Raw genomic sequence first — 16,522 nt, forward strand, 5'->3', positions numbered from 1 at the left:
CGAGCCCCGAGGCGTTCCCGTGCTCGCGTCAGCCGTCTCACCGCCCTCCTGCCGGTCTCCCCGGCGGCAGCGGAGGTGGCGGCGGTGGTGGCGGTGGTCCCTCGTCGGGCGGTTCCGGTACCGCGGCCCGTGAGCCCGGCGCGGGACGTCCTCGGGGTGCGCGGGGAGGCGGGCCGATCGGGCGGGACATGGTCGGGGCCCCGTAGACGTCCCGGGACGGCCGTGGACCGGAGTCCTCCGGCTCTCGCGGGTCCTCCCGCAACTCCTCCGGCAGCCGCAGGTACGGATTGGTGGCGGGGTTCGGGGGACGGTACGGCGTGCCGGGTGCGTAGGGACCCGTCCGCCCGCCCGGCCCCGCGTACTCCGGGTCGCCCGGGCGCCCGGGGCCGGACCCCGCCCCACCTCCCACGTCACCCAGTGCCAGCCGGGCCGCCCCGCGCCCCGCCGCCCCGAAGGCCCACGCCAGCAGCGCCCCCGCCACCCCGGCCCCCGCGCCCCACGCGGCCCCGAGGAGCAGGGCCATGCCCAGATGACCGTGCAGCTCGATCCCGGCGCCGAACGCGTCGAAGCCGAGCACGGACAGCGAGGCGTTCACGGAGACGTCGGCCAGCCAGGCGAGCAATGGCAGGGTCAGCGCGGTGGCCACCCCGAGCCGCAGCGCACACCGGCCCGCGAAACCCGCCGCGCCCGCCCCGGCCCCCGGCGGGGTACGCACCGCGGTCAGCACCCCCGCCAGCAGCATCATCACCGCCGCCGCGACCCCGAGCAGCCAGACCCGCCCGTCCAGATCGGCGAGGCGCCCGAGCGTCACCGGCTGGTCCGACCGCCCGTTCAGCAGCTTGTCCAGGGGGTCGGGCAAAACGTTGACCAGCACGCCGGTCGCCCTGCCGTCCCACGGCACCAGCAGGCCGAGCGGGACACCGAGCCACACGCCGTTCGGCGCGCCGAGGAGGGCCGCGCCCGCGATACGCGCGGGGTGGTCGTCGCCGATCGCCGCGTACGCCGCCGCCGCGAGGCCCGCCGCCACGGCGACGAGCAGCACGGTGACGAGCGCCGAGGCCGCCGGCCGAACCACCTGGTGCACCGCCTCCCAGCCGCGCGGCAACGGAGTACGGCGCGAGGCGAGGAGGGCGATCAGCAGGACTCCCACGGACCAGCCGAGACCGCCGAGCAGGGTGGGCGCCGTGTCGACGGTGAACCCGACCGCCGCCTTGGCGTCGATCAGATCGCCGACCCGGTCGGGCAGCAGCCCCCCGATGTCCCCGAGGTCGCCGAGGCCGGGGACGTCCACCCCGCCGCCCCCGCTCCCGCCCCCGCCGGGCAGGTCGTCGAGCCCGAGCGAGCCGCCGTCGATCGTGATGACGTCGTGCCCCGCCCAGACCAGCCCGCTCAGCATCGCCACGAACAGCGCCACCACGGTGCCCGCGCGCGCGAGGAGTTCGGCCGGGGCGATCACGACTCCGGCCGTGCGCAGGGACCGTAGGAAGAACCATGACAACAGCAGGGCCCCGACCAGGCTCACCCCGAGTGGCGTGATCTCGATGGCCGTGTGCGCCTCGGCGCCTTTCAGGCCGAATGCGGACATGTCGCCGGACGGCGAGACCGAACCACCGGCCCCCAGCGCCACGACAGCCGCGGTCATCGGGCCCAGTGAGCCCGCCGTGTCCGCCCGCAGCAGGTGCAGACCGAGCGCGGCCGTCCCCGCCATCCCTATCAACGCCCAGCTGACGGCGGCGATCGCCGACAGCAGGATGTCCCCCCACGGCAACCCCGTACCGTGCCGCGCGGTCCCGACTTCCGTGGCAGCGCTCATGGCAGACCCCCCGATCCGCGGCGCGGCCGGCCGCCGCGCATGCCCCCCTCGCGGGGGATTACCACTCTCCGGTCCGGTTTCAACCCCGTCAACGGGATGAGTTGAAGCGCTCGCAAGCGCTTCTTCGCAAGGCCCGACTTTCGGTCAGAGGGCGGAGCCTGAAATAGTTCCCGACGATGTTCGACATCCCTAGACTCCCTGTGATGGGGGTAACTCGGGGGACTACTCAGTGGGGCATGGAGTGCCGGAACTCGTACTGGAATCAAACGGACGGACCTGGACGCTCGATGCGTCCAGGTCCTACACCCTCGGACGCGATCCGCAGGGGGACATCGTGTTCGACGACGCCAGGGTCTCCTGGCGGCACGCCACGGTCGGCTTCAACGGCCGCAGTTGGGTCATCGAGGACCACGGCAGCACCAACGGCACGTTCGTGCAGGGCCAGCGGATCCACCAGATGGAGATCGGCCCCGGCTCGGCGGTGCACCTCGGCAACGCGACCGACGGCCCGCGTCTGAATCTCACCGGCGCCGTAGCGCAGCCCCAGCAGCAGCCGTACGCCGCCCAGGGCGCCGGCGCCGGCTGGGCCCAGCAGGCACCGCAGCCGCCGGTCGCACAGCCGCAGGCCGACTGGCAGCCGCCGCAGCAGGCCGCGCCGAGTCCGCAGCAGATTCCGCAGCAGCAGAGCGCTCCGGCCGAGAGTTACGTGCAGAAGGTGCCCGGTGGTGGCGCGGGGGCGCCGCCGGTCTACGGCGACCGCAGCCCGACCACGTTCCACCAGTTCTCCCTCGGCCGCGTGATGCGCATCGGCCGTGCCCTGGAGAACGACCTGGTCGTCTCCGACCTCCAGGTCTCCCGCAACCACGCGGAGTTCCACGCCACGCCCGACGGCCGTTTCGAGATCCGCGACCTGGGCTCGCACAACGGCACGTACGTCAACGGCCAGCCGATCGCCAAGGGCGGTTCGGCGGTGCTCGGCCCGAACGACATCGTCGGCGTCGGCCACTCCACCTTCCGGCTGGTCGGCGACCGCCTCGAGGAGTTCGTCGACACCGGTGAGGTGTCCTTCTCCGCCCGCCATCTGACCGTCACGGTCGACGGCGGCAAGCAGATCCTGAAGGACGTCTCCTTCGGTGTCCCGGAGAAGTCGCTGATCGCGGTCATCGGCCCGTCCGGCTCCGGCAAGTCGACCCTGCTGAAGGCGCTCACCGGCTACCGGCCCGCCAACGAGGGCGAGGTCCTCTACGACAACCGGAACCTGTACAAGCAGTTCGCCGAGCTGCGCCAGCGCATCGGCCTGGTCCCGCAGGACGACATCCTGCACAAGGAACTGAGCGTCAAGAAGGCCCTCAAGTACGCGGCCAAGCTCCGCTTCCCGGCCGACACCACGGCCGCCGAGCGCAACGCCCGCATCGACGAGGTGCTGCGCGAGCTGAAGCTGGACATCCACAAGGACAAGAAGGTCACCTCCCTCTCCGGTGGCCAGCGCAAGCGCGTCTCGGTGGCCCTGGAGCTGCTCACCAAGCCGTCCCTGATCTTCCTGGACGAGCCGACCTCCGGCCTCGACCCGGGCATGGACCGCGATGTCATGCAGTTGCTGCGCGGCCTCGCCGACGACGGCCGTACGGTCCTCGTCGTCACCCACTCCGTGGCCGAGCTGGCGCTGTGCGACAAGCTGCTGGTGATGGCGCCGGGCGGCGCGGTCGCCTACTTCGGCCCGCCCGAGGAGGCACTGAACTTCTTCGGCTACGACACCTGGGCCGACGTCTTCTCCGCCTTCGAGAACTACCGCGACTACGACTGGGCGGGCCGCTGGAAGGGCTCGCAGCACTACCAGATGTACGCCGCGGACATCGACGCCGTCGCCCCGCAGTCCGTACCCATGCCTCCGCCGCAGGCGATGAAGCCGCCCAAGCCGCAGGGCTGGGGCTCGCAGCTGCTCACCCTGATCCGGCGGTACGTGGCGGTCATAGCCTCCGACAAGGGCTTCCTGGCGCTGACGGTGATCCTGCCGGCGGTGCTCGGCGCGGTCAGCCTGCTCATCGACTCGGACAAGGGCCTGCTGGTCAACCCGGTGAACCCGAAGACCGGCGTGCCCGTCCCGAACGGCACGGCGACCACGGTCCTGCTGATCCTCGCGGTCGGCGCGTGCTTCGCGGGCGCCGCGAACTCCGTACGCGAGCTGATCAAGGAACGGGTCATCTACGAGCGGGAGCGCGCCACCGGCCTGTCCCGCTCGGCGTACCTGATGTCCAAGGTGGTCGTCCTCGGCGCGGTCACCGTGCTGCAGGGCCTGATGGTCGGCGTGATCGGCTTCTCCAGCCGGGAGATCCCGGACAAGGGCCTGATCCTGGGCAACGCGACCCTGTTCGAGCTGTGCCTGCCGATCATGGCGCTGGGCTTCACCTCGATGATGTTCGGCCTGGTCATCTCCTCGCTGGTGAAGACCGCCGAGAAGACCATGCCACTGCTGGTCATGTTCGCGATCATCCAGGTCGTGTTCACCGGCTGCCTGTTCACCCTGAACGGCGCCGTCGGCGTCAACCAGCTCTCGTACCTGATGCCGTCCCGCTGGGCGGTGGGCGCCGCCGGCAGCACGCTGGACTTCAACAACATCGCCCCGAACGCCGACGACCCGACCAACACCGACCCGCTCTGGGACCACCAGGCCTCGGCCTGGGGCATGGACATGGTGGCGCTGATCGTCCTCGGCGTGATCTGCGGCTTCCTCGTGGCCCGCTTCCTGCGCCGCCACGAGCCCGAGGTCATGCGCAAGTAGGCGCCGGTACGACGACGCAGGGCGGCACCCCGCAACGGGGTGCCGCCCTCACACGTTCCGAAGAGGTCCGCGCCGACCTCAGTACGCGCTGTTGACGTTGTCGATCGAGCCGTACCGGTCGGCCGCGTAATTGGCGGCGGCGGTGATGTTGGCGACCGGGTCGTAGATGTTCCACGACGTGCCGGCCACGTGGTACGCGGCGAAGGTCGGCGGGATGACCTGCAGCAGGCCCTTCGACGGGATGCCGTTGATCGCGTTGATGTCCCAGTTGTTGATGGCCTGGGGGTTGCCGGAGGACTCCCGCATGATGTTGCGGTGCAGACCGTTGTAGGAGCCCGGGATGCCCTTGGACTTCATGATGTCCAGGGACTGGCGGATCCAGCCGTCCAGGTTGTTGGCGTAGCTCTTCGCGGCGGCCGGCTTGACGGCGGCGCGGTGGGCGGACCGGCTGGCGGCGACCGCCTGCACGGCGCGCGCCTTGGCGACGCGCTGCTGGGCGGCCTTCTTGGCGGCGGCAGCGGCGGCGGCCTTCTTCGCGGCGGCCTCGGCCGCCTTCTTCGCCGCCGCGTTCGCCGCGGCCTTCTTCGCCGCGATGGCCTCGACCTTCACGGCGTCGGTGGCGAGCTGGTCGGTGACGGTGCCCTTGACGTTCTGGATCCGCTGGGCGCTGTAGACCACCTGCGAGGCGGCCGAAGGGGCACCCGTGGTGATCGTGTCGGCGCTGCTCGGTACGGCCGAGAGGGCGAGGGCCGCGACGCCGAGGGTGGAGACACCGGCGATCGCGATCTTGCGACGGGCGGTCAGGGCCGGACTGAGACGACGGACGCGAAGGTTCTTGGGCATGGGTGAATAGACCTCTTCGAATAGCGCGGAGGTCGCTCTCCAACTGTCGGGGGACTCCCACGACGCTGAGCGACGCAGCCATTCTTAGCGGCCGCAAAATGGCCAGGCAAAGGTGTGACGTACGACCCTGGATAGTGGATCAGGGAAGGGCAAAACGGGACAGACTGGACCATCTGTCCCGCTCGCCAGGGCGGCCTTATCTCCTAATCCCCTTCGTACGTGACCTGCGCCCTATGTGCGGGCTCACACGGCCCCCACAGCATCCTCACCACTGGTTGCGGGAGCAATGCTCAGCGTGAGGAGGCTCCTGCGGGAGGAGGAGATGTACGTCCCCGAACTCGTGCCACAGGTAGCGCCCGCGCAGAGCCTCCTCGTACCCCCGGTCGACCGCCGCCCGCCCGGCGACCGCCTCCAGCATCAGCAGATGCGAGGCCTCCGGCTCGTGCAGCCCGGTCAGCAGCCCCTCGACGACCCGCACCCCGCGCTCGGGCGTGACCACCAGATCCGTCCACCCCCGGGCCGCCCGCACCACCCCGTCCGCACCGGCCGCCGACTCCACCGCCCGCACCGCCGTGGTCCCCACCGCGATCACGCGCCCCTCACCGCCCCTGACCGCGTTGATCGACCGAGCCGACGCCTCCGGCACCGCGAACCGCTCCGGATACGGCGGCTCGCGCACCTCCGCCGACGCCACCCCCGTGTGCAGCGTGACCGGGGCGAACCGCACGCCCCGGCTCACCAGCTCCGTCACCAGCCGCGCGGTGAAGGGCCGCGCGGCACTCGGCATCTCCGCACTGCCGGCCCCGTCGGCCGACGGCAGCGCGAACACCGTCTGGTACGCGGACAGCGGCTGGTCCCGCTCCGTATAGGAGTACCGAATGGGCCTCCCGTGCTCCCGCAGCAGCCCGAGCACCTCCGCCTCGCACACCCGGGCCCACCACAGCCGCTCGCCGCGCTCGCTCAGCGGCTCCTCCAGGACCAGCCGCCCACCCCCGGGCAGCCGCACCTCCGTCCCCGCGGGCCCGCCCGCACGCGCACGCGTGGTGCCCCGGCTCTCCGGCTCCCGCAGCTCCACCGCCCACCGGCCGTCGTCCCCGCGCGTGGAGAAGTGCACCACCACGCGCGCGTGCCCGATCCGCCCGTCCACCGCGGCGGCCAGCGTGGGCGAGGTGTTCACCACGAGCAGGTCCCCGGCCCGCAGCAGCCGGGGCAGGTCCGCGAACACGTGGTGCGACACCTCGGTGCCCCGCGACACCAGCAGCCGTACGGCATCCCGGTCCAGCCCCGGCCCGCGCTGCTCGGCCGGCTCCCGCGCCGACAGCTCCCCGGGGACCCGCAGTGCCGTGCTCATCGCCCCTCCAGCAGCGCCGGGGCGCTGTAGCGCCCGCTCGCCGGCCGCTCGTCCAGCAGCCGCAGGAAGGCCGGCACCACACCGGCCGGCGCGGGCCGCGGATCGTCGTCGTCTGGTACGGCCGCCGCGTACAGGTCCGTCGCCATGTCCCCGGGATCGACCGCCCACACCCGCAGCCCCGGCTCCTCCTCGCCGAGCACCGCCGCGAGCTGGTCCAGCGCCGCCTTCGACGCCCCGTAGCCGCCCCATGTCCCGTACGCCTCGGCGGCGGCGTCCGAACTGACCGTGACCACCGTGCCCGCCGCCGACTCCCGCAGCAACGGCAGCGCCTCCCGGACCAGGCCCAGCGCGGCGACCACGTTCACCTCCAGGGCCCGCCGCAGCCCCTCCAGCGGCAGCTCCGCCAGCCGGACCAGCGGCTCGGCGCCCAGCGCGCTCGCGTTGCTCACCAGCAGGTCGACGCCGCCCAGCCCGGCAGCCGCCGCGACCAGCCCGGCCCGGTGCCCGGCGTCCGTGACGTCCCCCGCCGGCGCCACCACACGCGTGCCGTACCCGGCGACGGCCTCCGCCGCCTCCGCGAGCGCCCCGGCCCCCCGGGCGTCCAGCACCAGATCCCAGCCCCGCGCGGCCAGCGCCTCGGCGAGCGCCCGCCCCAGCCCCTTCGAGGCCCCCGTGATGATCGCTACCGGCATGACAACCGTCCCCTCGTCGTGGACCGCCCCAGCTCTGCGGTGACCCCAACGTAGGAACGCGACCACCCGCCCCGCCTCGGACGCGGGCCGCAAACCGGCGGGGCCCTTCGCCCTACGCCCCCCGGCCGGGACCCCGCCCCCCGCCCCAGGCCCTCGCCCTACGACCCCGGACCTAGGTCCAGCGGACCGGCCGATGCCGCCACCGGTCCCATCCGCACTGTCACACCCCGCCGGTACCGTGAGGTCATGAGTCAAGGCCCCAGGTCAGGCCTCGCCGCGGTGAGCTCCGCGCTGCTGGCCATGAGCAGACACCTCGAGGTGCGGGACGTCCTCAAGACGATCGTCGCCTCGGCCCGCGAGCTGCTCGGAGCGCAGTACGCCGCCCTCGGTGTCCCGGACGACCACGGTGGCTTCGCCCAGTTCGTGGTCGACGGCGTCAGCGACGCGCAGTGGAAGGCCATCGGCCCGCTCCCGCGCCAGCACGGCATCCTCGCCGCGATGCTGCACGAGGCCCGGCCCGAGCGCCTCGCCGATGTCCGCAAGGACCCGCGCTTCGAGGGCTGGCCGTCCGCGCACCCCGAGATGTCCGACTTCCTCGGCCTGCCGATCAGGGACGGCGACGAGGTCATCGGCGCCCTGTTCCTGGCCAACAAGCTACGCCCTGAGCAGGGTGGTTGCGGCTTCACCGAGGAGGACGAGGAACTGCTCGCCATCCTCGCCCAGCACGCCGCGATCGCCCTCACCAACGCCCGCCTCTACGAACGCAGCCGTGAGCTGACCATCGCCGAGGAACGCTCCCGCCTCGCGCACGAACTGCACGACGCGGTCAGCCAGAAGCTGTTCTCCCTGCGCCTGACCGCCCAGGCGGCGGCCGCGCTGGTCGACCGCGAACCGGACCGCGCCAAGGGCGAACTGCAGCAGGTCGCAGCGCTCGCCGCCGAGGCCGCCGACGAACTGCGCGCCGCCGTGGTGGAGTTGCGCCCCACCGCCCTCGACGAGGACGGCCTGGTCGCCACCCTGCGCACCCAGATACAGGTCCTCGACCGCGCCCACAGCGCCCGGGTGACGTTCACCGCCCGCAGCTTCCGCGCCCTGCCCGCCGCCCAGGAGGAGGCCATGCTGCGCGTCGCCCAGGAGGCGCTGCACAACGCCCTGCGGCACTCCGGGGCCGAGCACGTCGACGTGACCGTGGACCGGCACGGCTGCGGGGCCGTCCTGCGCGTCACCGACGACGGCCTCGGCTTCGACCCGCAGTCGGTCCGCCGCGCGGGCCGCCACCTGGGCCTCGTCTCCATGCGGGACCGGGCCAGCGGGGCCGGCGGCAGGCTGACCGTGGAAGCGGCGCCCGGCAAGGGCACCACGATCGAGTTGGAGGTCCCCGGTGGCTGACGCAATCAAGGTGCTGCTCGTGGACGACCACCAGGTCGTCCGCCGGGGCCTGCGCACCTTCCTGGAGGTGCAGGACGACATCCAGGTCGTCGGCGAGGCGGCCGACGGCGCCGAGGGAGTCGCCCGCGCCGAGGAGCTGCGGCCCGACATCGTCCTCATGGACATCAAGATGCCGGGCATGGACGGCATCGACGCCCTGCGCAGACTGCGCGAGCTCGACAACCGCGCGCGCGTGCTGATCGTCACCAGCTTCACCGAACAGCGCACGGTCGTCCCGGCCCTGCGCGCGGGCGCCGCCGGGTACGTGTACAAGGACGTGGACCCCGACGCGCTCGCCGGAGCCATCCGCTCCGTGCACGCCGGCCACATCCTCCTCCAGCCGGAGGTCGCGGACGCCCTGCTGTCCCAGGAGGAGGTCAACTCCGGCCAGGGCAGGGGCGGTTCACTCACCGAGCGGGAACGCGAGGTGCTGAGCCTCATAGCGGACGGCCGCTCCAACCGTGAGATCGCCCGCGCCCTGGTGCTGTCCGAGAAGACCGTCAAGACACACGTCTCGAACATCCTCATGAAGCTCGATCTGGCGGACCGCACCCAGGCGGCGTTGTGGGCGGTACGTCACGGTGTGACGGGCTGAGATTCATACCGTCGTGGGAATGTCACCCGGACGGCGCATCCTCCGGCGGTCTCCGGCGTTCTCCAGTGCGTGCCGCGGTGATCGCCGTGGTGATCGCAAGGAGGGGAAGAACGTGAAGAACCTGAAGAAGGCCGCCGCCGTGACGATGGTGGCCGGCGGCCTGATCGCCGCCGGTGCCGGCATGGCCTCCGCCACCAACGGCGCAGGCGCCAGCGGCGAGGCCAAGGGCTCGCCGGGCATCGTCTCGGGCAACCTCGTCCAGGCCCCGGTGCACGCCCCGGTCAACGCCGTGGGCAACAGCGTGAACGTCGTCGGCGTCCTGAACCCGGCCTTCGGCAACCTGGGCATCAACCACTGATCCCCGGCCCACCATGACCCCAGGCCTCCCGTGTGCACCGGGGGGCCTGTCCGTTTTCTGCCGTACGGGTGTCCTTCCCCTGCCGGTCCGCACCATCCAGCCCGCTCACCGCACCCCCTTCTCCCGCTCCTCCACAACGGAGTTGTACGCCGCGACCAGCGCCCGCCGAGCCGTCCGCTCAACAGGCCGCAGCGCCTCGGCCCGCGCCGCGATCTCGGCGGAGCTCACCGCACCGCCGTGCCCGTTCTCGTAGGCGAGGGAAACCAGCAACCCCACCCGCTGAGCCAACTCCAGCACCCGCACCGCCCGAGGCGGATACCCCGGTGCCAGCACCTCCCGCCCCCGCTCGGCACGAGCCCGGTACGCGTCGATCGCCGCCTCCGCCACCGGCCCCGACCCGGCGACGTCCAGCCGCGAGAGAACCACCGTCGCCTCCCGCAACGCCTCCGCCAGCTCCCGCTCGGCCTCACCGAGCGAGGGCACGTCGGCCGGCGGCGCCTCCCGCACGGGAAGGACGTGCCAGACCACCTCGACATGCACATCACCGGCGGGCCCGGCCTCGTACACCTCCGGCACCAGCCCGAACGCGGCGCCGTGACCGACCACCGCCTCCTCCGCCTCCAGCGCCCGCGCATTGAACTCGGGCGGCCCGCTCAGCCCCAGCGGATGCCCCGGCGCCGGCAGCGCCACCCGCAGCCCGTTCACCCCCAGCGCCCGCAGCCGCCCCAGCGCGAGCGTGAGTCCGACCGGCGCCGTTTCACCCGGCAGCCCCTCCACCCGGTGCACGGCGTCCTCCCCGACAATGGCGAGCACGGCGTCATCCGGTGAGATAAGTCCGGCCAAAAGGGCGTTTCCCCAAGCCGCGAGGCGTCCTGAACGTGGTTCCGAGAGCATGCCCCCACCCTAAGGACCGTACCGATGGAATGGACCGCGGCACCGGTGGCGTAGATTTCGTAGGGGCTGCGCCCGCTGGCGCGGCGGACCGAGCCACAGGCGTACGCGAGCCGAGACCGGCCACACTGCAAGGGGAGACAACGCGCTCATGAGCGATGTTCTGGAGCTTCAGGACGTATCCGTGGTCCGCGAGGGCCGGGCTCTGGTGGACCAGGTCTCCTGGTCGGTCAAGGAGGGCGAGCGCTGGGTCATCCTCGGCCCCAACGGCGCCGGCAAGACCACCCTCCTGAACGTCGCCTCCAGCTACCTCTTCCCCAGCAAGGGCACCGCCACCATCCTCGGCGACACCCTCGGCAAGGTCGACGTCTTCGATCTGCGGCCGCGCATCGGCATGGCCGGCATCGCCATGGCGGAGAAGCTCCCCAAGAGCCAGACCGTCCTGCAGACCGTGCTGACCGCCGCGTACGGCATGACCGCGGGCTGGCAGGAGGAGTACGACGAGGTCGACGATCAGCGCGCCCGGGCCTTCCTCGACCGCCTCGGCATGAGCGACTACCTCGAACGCCGCTTCGGCACCCTCTCCGAGGGCGAGCGCAAGCGCACCCTCATCGCCCGCGCCCTGATGACCGACCCCGAGCTGCTGCTCCTCGACGAGCCCGCCGCCGGCCTCGACCTCGGTGGCCGCGAGGACCTGGTCCGCCGTCTCGGCCGGCTCGCCCGCGACCCCATCGCCCCCTCGATGATCATGGTCACCCACCACGTCGAGGAGATCGCCCCCGGCTTCACCCACGTCCTCATGATCCGTCAGGGCAAGGTCCTCGCCGCGGGCCCGCTGGAGCTCGAGCTCACCTCCCGCAACCTCTCCCTCTGCTTCGGTCTCCCACTCGTCGTCGAACAGGTCGGCGACCGCTGGACCGCCCACGGCCTGCCCCTGTCCTGACCCCTTCGCGCCCTGTCCGCCGCAGGACCACGGCCCTACCATGACCATGTGAACGACATCGACGCATGGGTGTGGTGGCTCGTCGGCGCGGCAGCGCTCGGAATCCCGCTCGTGGTCACCGCGATGCCGGAGTTCGGCATGCTCGCGGTGGGCGCCGTCGCAGCCGCGGTCGTCGCCGGCCTCGGCCTCGGCGTCGTGGTTCAGGTACTCGCCTTCGTCGTCGTCTCGGTCGCCCTCATCGCCGTGGTACGGCCCATCGCGGCCCGGCACGGCAAGCAGCGCCCCCGACTCGTCACGGGCATAGACGCGTTGAAGGGCAAACAGGCCGTCGTCCTGGAGCGCGTCGACGGCTCGGGGGGCCGGATAAAGCTCGCCGGGGAGGTCTGGTCCGCGCGTTCCCTCGACACCGGCCGCGCCTACGAAGTGGGCCAGGAGGTGGACGTCGTGGACATCGAGGGAGCCACCGCGATCGTCATCTGACCTCGCAGGACTCAACTGAACCGAACCACCCACGAGTTCTGCGAGGGTCTGTCAGACTCGTCCAGCAAGATCTTCAACAGCAACAAGATCTGCAGGATTCTGCCGAGGCACCGAAGCGGAGAAGGGTACGGGGAAATCACGATGGAACCGGTCATCATCGTCCTGATCATTCTGGTGGTGTTGGTCTTCATCGCCCTGATCAAGACCATCCAGGTCATCCCACAGGCCAGCGCCGCCATCGTCGAGCGCTTCGGCCGCTACACGCGGACGCTGAACGCGGGCCTGAACATCGTGGTCCCGTTCATCGACACCATCCGCAACCGCATCGACCTGCGCGAACAGGTCGTCCCGTTCCCGCCGCAGCCGGTGATCACCCAGGACAACCTGGTGGTGAACATCGACACCGTCATCTACTACCAGGTGACCGACGCCCGCGCGGCCACCTACGAGGTCGCCAGCTACATCCAGGCCATCGAGCAGCTCACCGTCACCACGCTCCGCAACATCATCGGCGGCATGGACCTGGAGCGCACCCTGACCTCCCGCGAGGAGATCAACGCGGCCCTGCGCGGCGTCCTGGACGAGGCCACCGGCAAGTGGGGCATCCGCGTCAACCGCGTCGAGCTCAAGGCGATCGAACCGCCCACCTCCATCCAGGACTCGATGGAGAAGCAGATGCGCGCCGACCGCGACAAGCGCGCCGCGATCCTCACCGCCGAAGGTACGCGCCAGGCCGCCATCCTCACCGCCGAGGGTGAGAAGCAGTCCCAGATCCTGCGCGCCGAGGGTGAGGCCAAGGCCGCCGCCCTGCGCGCCGAGGGCGAGGCCCAGGCCGTCCGCACGGTCTTCGAGGCGATCCACGCCGGAGACCCCGACCAGAAGCTCCTCAGCTACCAGTACCTCCAGATGCTCCCGAAGATCGCCGAAGGCGACGCCAACAAGCTCTGGATCGTCCCCAGCGAAATCGGCGACGCCCTCAAGGGCCTGTCCGGCGCCATGGGCAACTTCGGCCCGCTGGGCGGCGGTTCAGGAGGCAACGGCTCCAACGTCCCGGACCAGCGCCGCGAGAAGCCACCGATCGACTGACCCACCGGCACACGAAGAGGGGCTCGCCTTCCCGGAAGGCGAGCCCCTCTTCGTACGGTCTATGCCGCTGTCTGGACCAGCCAGGACGGCAGCGCCCCCAGGTCCTCCTCACCCAGGGCCAAGAGCATCGCGTCCGCCGGCGTCGGCTCGAACGGCTCTCGCAGCAGGGGCATACCGGCCTGCTCCGGAGTCCGGTTGGCCTTGCGGTGGTTGTCCTCCGAGCACGAGGCCACGGTGTTCAGCCAGGTGTCCTGCCCGCCCTGCGACCGCGGCACCACGTGGTCCACGGTCGTCGCCCGCCTGCCGCAGTACGCGCACCGGTGCCGGTCGCGTACCAGAACACCCCGCCTCGACCACGGGGCTTGTCTTCGGAACGGCACCCGTACGTACCTGCACAGCCGGATCACCCGGGGCGCGGGTATGTCCACATCGGCACCCCGCATGCGCAGTTCGGGGTGGGCCTGCTCCACGACGGCCTTGGCCTGGAGAACCAGCACGACGGCTCGGTTCAGGGTCACCGTCGACAGCGGCTCGAAGCTCGCGTTCAGCACCAGCGTGTCACGCATCCAGCCCACCTCCCATGTGCACCGGCCCACCCCCCGGCGGGCTTGGATCAACTCTGGACGGGCGCGCCGAGATGGACAACGCAATAAAAAATGCCCGCCCCTGATCAATTCCAAGACCAGGGGCGGGCAAACGTTCCATGAACGCTGGGCTTGCTCAGCCCTTCCCGGGGCTTTCGTACTCCCCGATGAGCTGGGCCCGCGCGAGCGTGTGGAACCGCAGGTTGAAACCGACGGCGGCTGGCGAGGCGTCGGAGTCCGGACCGAGCTTCGCCTGGTCCACCGCGTACACCGTGAAGACGTACCGGTGCGGCCCGTCCCCGGGCGGCGGCGCGGCACCGCCGAAGTCCTTCGTCCCGTAGTCGTTCCGCGCGTGGACCGCGCCCTGCGGCAGCCCTTCGAACTTGCCGCCGCCCGCACCCGCCGGCAGCTCGGTCACCGAGGCCGGGATGTCGAACAGGACCCAGTGCCAGAACCCGCTGCCCGTAGGGGCGTCGGGGTCGTAGCAGGTCACGGCGAAGCTCTTGGTCTCGGGCGGGAAGCCCTCCCACCGCAGCTGCGGCGAGGTGTTGCCGGCCGCGTGCACCTGAGCGTCCTTGAGCGTCGCCCCCTCCTGGACGTCCTCGCTCGTCACCGTGAACGACGGCACGGGCGGATGGAAGTCATGGGGGAGCGGCCGCCTCTTGAGCTCGGTCACCTCGGTACCTCCTGAACGGTTCTGGAGTCAGTGACTCCGAGCCTAGGACCCTAGAACCAGTTGCGCTTGCTGCCGACCTCGGACAGCCACTGGTTGAGATAGGCCGCCCAGTCGGTCCCCTGGTAGTCGTGCAGACCCACCTGGAACGACCGGAAGGTGTCGCTGCCCTCGCTGAACAGCCCCGGCTTCTTGTCCATCTCCAACACCACGTCCATGGTGTGCTCGTCGGCCACGAAGCTCAGCTCGACCTGGTTCAGACCCCGGTACTGCGACGGCGGGTAGAACTCGATCTCCTGGTAGAACGGCAGCTTCTGCCGCGTGCCCCGGATGTGCCCGCGCTCCAGGTCCGCGTTCTTGAAGCGGAAGCCCAGCTGGATGAACGCGTCCAGGATCGCCTTCTGCGCCGGCAGCGGGTGCACGTTGATCGGGTCCAGGTCACCCGAGTCCACCGCACGAGCGATCTCCAGCTCGGTGGTCACCCCGATGTGCATCCCGCGCAGCGTCTGACCGTCGATCGTCGTGACCGGCGTCTCCCAGGGGATCTCCAGCCCGAACGGCACCGCGTGCACGGCCCCCGCCTGGAGCTCGAAGGCCCCGCCGAGCCGCAGCTTGGCGAACTCGATGTTCTGCTTGTACTCCTCGTCGCCGCTCTCCACCTCGACCTGCGCCTGCAGGCCCACGGACAGCCCTTCGATGGCCTGGTTGACGGACCCGCCCTGGATCCGCACCTCACCCTGGACGACACCGCCCGGCACCACGTTGACCTCGGCCAGCACGGTCTCGACCGAAGCCCCGCCGGCCCCCAGGCTCGCGAGCAGCTTCTTGAACCCCATGACTCTCCCTTTACGAACGGATCCTTGATCCCTAGAAACGCGATCCGCTTACGACCGGTTCCGCGCCCACACCCTGGCAAGCGGACGGAACCTTGACCAGCCCTTGGAATCCACTCGTCTGGACTACGCTCGTACGGCATGATCGCGCCCTCGGACCGTACGCCCCTCCCCAGGAAGTTCTTCGACCGGCCCGTCCTCGAGGTCGCCCCCGACCTCCTGGGGCGCGTCCTCGTACGTACGACACCGGACGGCCCCATCGCGGTACGCCTGACGGAGGTCGAGGCGTACGACGGCCCGAACGACCCCGGATCCCATGCCTACCGCGGCCGGACGGCCCGCAACGAGGTGATGTTCGGTCCGCCCGGGCACGTGTACGTCTACTTCACCTACGGCATGTGGTTCTGCATGAACCTGGTGTGCGGTCCCGAGGGCACGGCCAGCGCGGTCCTGCTGCGCGCCGGGGAGATCATCGAGGGCGAGGAGCTGGCCCGCAAACGTCGACTCTCGGCCCGGAACGACAAGGAACTGGCCAAAGGCCCCGCCCGCCTCGCCACGGCCCTGGGCGTCGACCGCGCCCTGGACGGAACCGACGCCTGCGCCCCCGGGGACACCCCCCTGCGCATCCTGACCGGCACCCCGGCCCTCTCCGACCAGGTACGCAACGGCCCGCGCACCGGAGTCGCCGGCGACGGAGGTGACGGCGAGGCCCACCCCTGGCGCTTCTGGATCGCCGACGACCCGACCGTGAGCCCCTATCGCGCCCACGCGCCCAGGCGCCGCCGAAGTTGACTCGCCGGAGCAAGGTGCGTAATGTGGCCCGAGCCGCTGAACCGGGTACGGCAATCGCCAGCAGCCGGAGCGGCCAACCCACTACCTAGCTACACCCCCTCAGCGGGGTCGTTTTCGGCGCGCCCGCGTGCCCGAATTCGAACTCGCAGGAGCTCGATTATGAGTTGCCGAGGGAATCGGCTAACGTAGTGAATGTCGAAAGGCCGACAGGCGAAAGCCCAAAAGCCCCAGACAATCCCCTCCGACAGGGAATCGGACGCCGAAAGGATCTGATAGAGTCGGAAACACCGAAGGGAAGCCCGGAGGAAAGCCCGAGAGGGTGAGTACAAAGGAAGCGACCGTTCCTTGAGAACTCAACAGCGTGCCAAAAATCAACGCCAG

Annotated in this window: 17 protein-coding genes; 8 read left to right on the plus strand and 9 right to left on the minus strand. The window is 71.0% G+C overall.

Annotated elements, in window-relative coordinates; genetic code table 11:
• Positions 1-37: 37 nt before the first annotated feature.
• On the minus strand, positions 38-1,813 hold the full coding sequence (locus tag ACZ7L0_RS11265) for a streptophobe family protein (protein WP_471242178.1): 1,776 nt from the start codon (positions 1,811-1,813) through the stop codon (positions 38-40).
• 241 nt (positions 1,814-2,054) lie between these two features.
• On the opposite strand from ACZ7L0_RS11265, the gene ACZ7L0_RS11270 reads away from it, so the two are divergent.
• Positions 2,055-4,592, plus strand: a complete 2,538-nt coding sequence (locus ACZ7L0_RS11270; RefSeq protein ID WP_471242179.1) for an ABC transporter ATP-binding protein/permease — start codon at positions 2,055-2,057, stop codon at positions 4,590-4,592.
• Positions 4,593-4,670: 78 nt separating this feature from the next.
• Here ACZ7L0_RS11270 and ACZ7L0_RS11275 read toward each other — a convergent pair whose 3' ends face one another.
• The 3 genes from ACZ7L0_RS11275 to ACZ7L0_RS11285 form a co-directional block, all read right to left on the minus strand.
• Positions 4,671-5,435, minus strand: a complete 765-nt coding sequence (locus tag ACZ7L0_RS11275) for a transglycosylase SLT domain-containing protein (RefSeq protein ID WP_471242180.1) — start codon at positions 5,433-5,435, stop codon at positions 4,671-4,673.
• Between the two features lie 265 nt (positions 5,436-5,700).
• The gene (locus ACZ7L0_RS11280) at positions 5,701-6,786 is read right to left on the minus strand and encodes an S-adenosylmethionine:tRNA ribosyltransferase-isomerase (protein WP_471242181.1); all 1,086 of its coding nucleotides are present in this window, start codon (positions 6,784-6,786) and stop codon (positions 5,701-5,703) included.
• A complete protein-coding gene (locus ACZ7L0_RS11285) occupies positions 6,783-7,478 on the minus strand; it encodes an SDR family NAD(P)-dependent oxidoreductase (protein WP_471242182.1) in 696 nt (231 codons plus the stop codon). Before ACZ7L0_RS11285 ends, ACZ7L0_RS11280 begins: the two co-directional genes overlap by 4 nt.
• Before the next feature lie 246 nt (positions 7,479-7,724).
• On the opposite strand from ACZ7L0_RS11285, the gene ACZ7L0_RS11290 reads away from it, so the two are divergent.
• From ACZ7L0_RS11290 to chpE, 3 genes are all read left to right on the plus strand, one after another.
• A complete protein-coding gene (locus tag ACZ7L0_RS11290; protein WP_471242183.1) occupies positions 7,725-8,867 on the plus strand; it encodes a GAF domain-containing sensor histidine kinase in 1,143 nt (380 codons plus the stop codon).
• On the plus strand, positions 8,860-9,501 hold the full coding sequence (locus ACZ7L0_RS11295) for a response regulator (protein WP_471242184.1): 642 nt from the start codon (positions 8,860-8,862) through the stop codon (positions 9,499-9,501). The genes ACZ7L0_RS11290 and ACZ7L0_RS11295 overlap by 8 nt, the downstream gene beginning before the upstream one ends.
• A gap of 112 nt (positions 9,502-9,613) precedes the next feature.
• Entirely contained in the window at positions 9,614-9,859 is a 246-nt protein-coding gene (gene chpE, locus ACZ7L0_RS11300) for a chaplin ChpE (protein WP_471242185.1), read from the plus strand.
• A 105-nt stretch (positions 9,860-9,964) separates the two neighbouring features.
• Here the strand turns inward: chpE and ACZ7L0_RS11305 are convergent, their stop codons facing one another.
• Positions 9,965-10,753 carry a hypothetical protein gene (locus tag ACZ7L0_RS11305; RefSeq protein ID WP_471242186.1) on the minus strand — a complete coding sequence of 263 codons (789 nt, stop codon included), beginning with the start codon at positions 10,751-10,753 and terminating at the stop codon, positions 9,965-9,967.
• Positions 10,754-10,901: 148 nt separating this feature from the next.
• Between ACZ7L0_RS11305 and ACZ7L0_RS11310 the strand changes: the two genes are divergently transcribed.
• The 3 genes from ACZ7L0_RS11310 (at position 10,902) to ACZ7L0_RS11320 (ending at position 13,259) form a co-directional block, all read left to right on the plus strand.
• Positions 10,902-11,693, plus strand: coding sequence for an ABC transporter ATP-binding protein (locus ACZ7L0_RS11310; protein ID WP_471242187.1), 792 nt, complete (start codon positions 10,902-10,904; stop codon positions 11,691-11,693).
• Between the two features lie 48 nt (positions 11,694-11,741).
• Positions 11,742-12,173, plus strand: coding sequence for an NfeD family protein (locus tag ACZ7L0_RS11315; protein ID WP_471242188.1), 432 nt, complete (start codon positions 11,742-11,744; stop codon positions 12,171-12,173).
• 141 nt (positions 12,174-12,314) lie between these two features.
• On the plus strand, positions 12,315-13,259 hold the full coding sequence (locus ACZ7L0_RS11320) for an SPFH domain-containing protein (RefSeq protein ID WP_471242189.1): 945 nt from the start codon (positions 12,315-12,317) through the stop codon (positions 13,257-13,259).
• Between the two features lie 59 nt (positions 13,260-13,318).
• On the opposite strand, the gene ACZ7L0_RS11325 is transcribed toward ACZ7L0_RS11320, so the two are convergent.
• From ACZ7L0_RS11325 to ACZ7L0_RS11335, 3 genes are all read right to left on the minus strand, one after another.
• Positions 13,319-13,825 (minus strand): HNH endonuclease, encoded by a 507-nt coding sequence (locus tag ACZ7L0_RS11325; protein WP_471242190.1) that lies wholly within the window; start codon positions 13,823-13,825, stop codon positions 13,319-13,321.
• A 154-nt stretch (positions 13,826-13,979) separates the two neighbouring features.
• Positions 13,980-14,519, minus strand: coding sequence for a YbhB/YbcL family Raf kinase inhibitor-like protein (locus tag ACZ7L0_RS11330; protein WP_471242191.1), 540 nt, complete (start codon positions 14,517-14,519; stop codon positions 13,980-13,982).
• 50 nt (positions 14,520-14,569) lie between these two features.
• Entirely contained in the window at positions 14,570-15,352 is a 783-nt protein-coding gene (locus ACZ7L0_RS11335; protein WP_471242192.1) for a sporulation protein, read from the minus strand.
• Positions 15,353-15,490: 138 nt separating this feature from the next.
• On the opposite strand from ACZ7L0_RS11335, the gene ACZ7L0_RS11340 reads away from it, so the two are divergent.
• Positions 15,491-16,141: a DNA-3-methyladenine glycosylase gene (locus tag ACZ7L0_RS11340; RefSeq protein ID WP_471242193.1), complete on the plus strand. Its 651-nt coding sequence runs from the start codon at positions 15,491-15,493 to the stop codon at positions 16,139-16,141.
• Positions 16,142-16,321: 180 nt separating this feature from the next.
• Here the strand turns inward: ACZ7L0_RS11340 and ACZ7L0_RS11345 are convergent.
• The coding region (locus ACZ7L0_RS11345; RefSeq protein WP_471242194.1) for a hypothetical protein at positions 16,322-16,522 on the minus strand (201 nt) is incomplete at its 5' end.

The sequence above is a fragment of the Streptomyces sp. NPDC039424 genome (genome assembly GCF_055639495.1).

Coding starts and splice junctions, on each gene's coding strand:
- ACZ7L0_RS11265 (WP_471242178.1), bottom strand. CDS start 1,813: ATGAGCGCTGCCACGGAAGTCGGGACCGCGCGGCACGGTACGGGGTTG.
- ACZ7L0_RS11275 (WP_471242180.1), bottom strand. CDS start 5,435: ATGCCCAAGAACCTTCGCGTCCGTCGTCTCAGTCCGGCCCTGACCGCC.
- ACZ7L0_RS11280 (WP_471242181.1), bottom strand. CDS start 6,786: ATGAGCACGGCACTGCGGGTCCCCGGGGAGCTGTCGGCGCGGGAGCCG.
- ACZ7L0_RS11285 (WP_471242182.1), bottom strand. CDS start 7,478: ATGCCGGTAGCGATCATCACGGGGGCCTCGAAGGGGCTGGGGCGGGCG.
- ACZ7L0_RS11290 (WP_471242183.1), top strand. CDS start 7,725: ATGAGTCAAGGCCCCAGGTCAGGCCTCGCCGCGGTGAGCTCCGCGCTG.
- ACZ7L0_RS11305 (WP_471242186.1), bottom strand. CDS start 10,753: ATGCTCTCGGAACCACGTTCAGGACGCCTCGCGGCTTGGGGAAACGCC.
- ACZ7L0_RS11310 (WP_471242187.1), top strand. CDS start 10,902: ATGAGCGATGTTCTGGAGCTTCAGGACGTATCCGTGGTCCGCGAGGGC.
- ACZ7L0_RS11320 (WP_471242189.1), top strand. CDS start 12,315: ATGGAACCGGTCATCATCGTCCTGATCATTCTGGTGGTGTTGGTCTTC.
- ACZ7L0_RS11325 (WP_471242190.1), bottom strand. CDS start 13,825: ATGCGTGACACGCTGGTGCTGAACGCGAGCTTCGAGCCGCTGTCGACG.
- ACZ7L0_RS11335 (WP_471242192.1), bottom strand. CDS start 15,352: ATGGGGTTCAAGAAGCTGCTCGCGAGCCTGGGGGCCGGCGGGGCTTCG.
- ACZ7L0_RS11340 (WP_471242193.1), top strand. CDS start 15,491: ATGATCGCGCCCTCGGACCGTACGCCCCTCCCCAGGAAGTTCTTCGAC.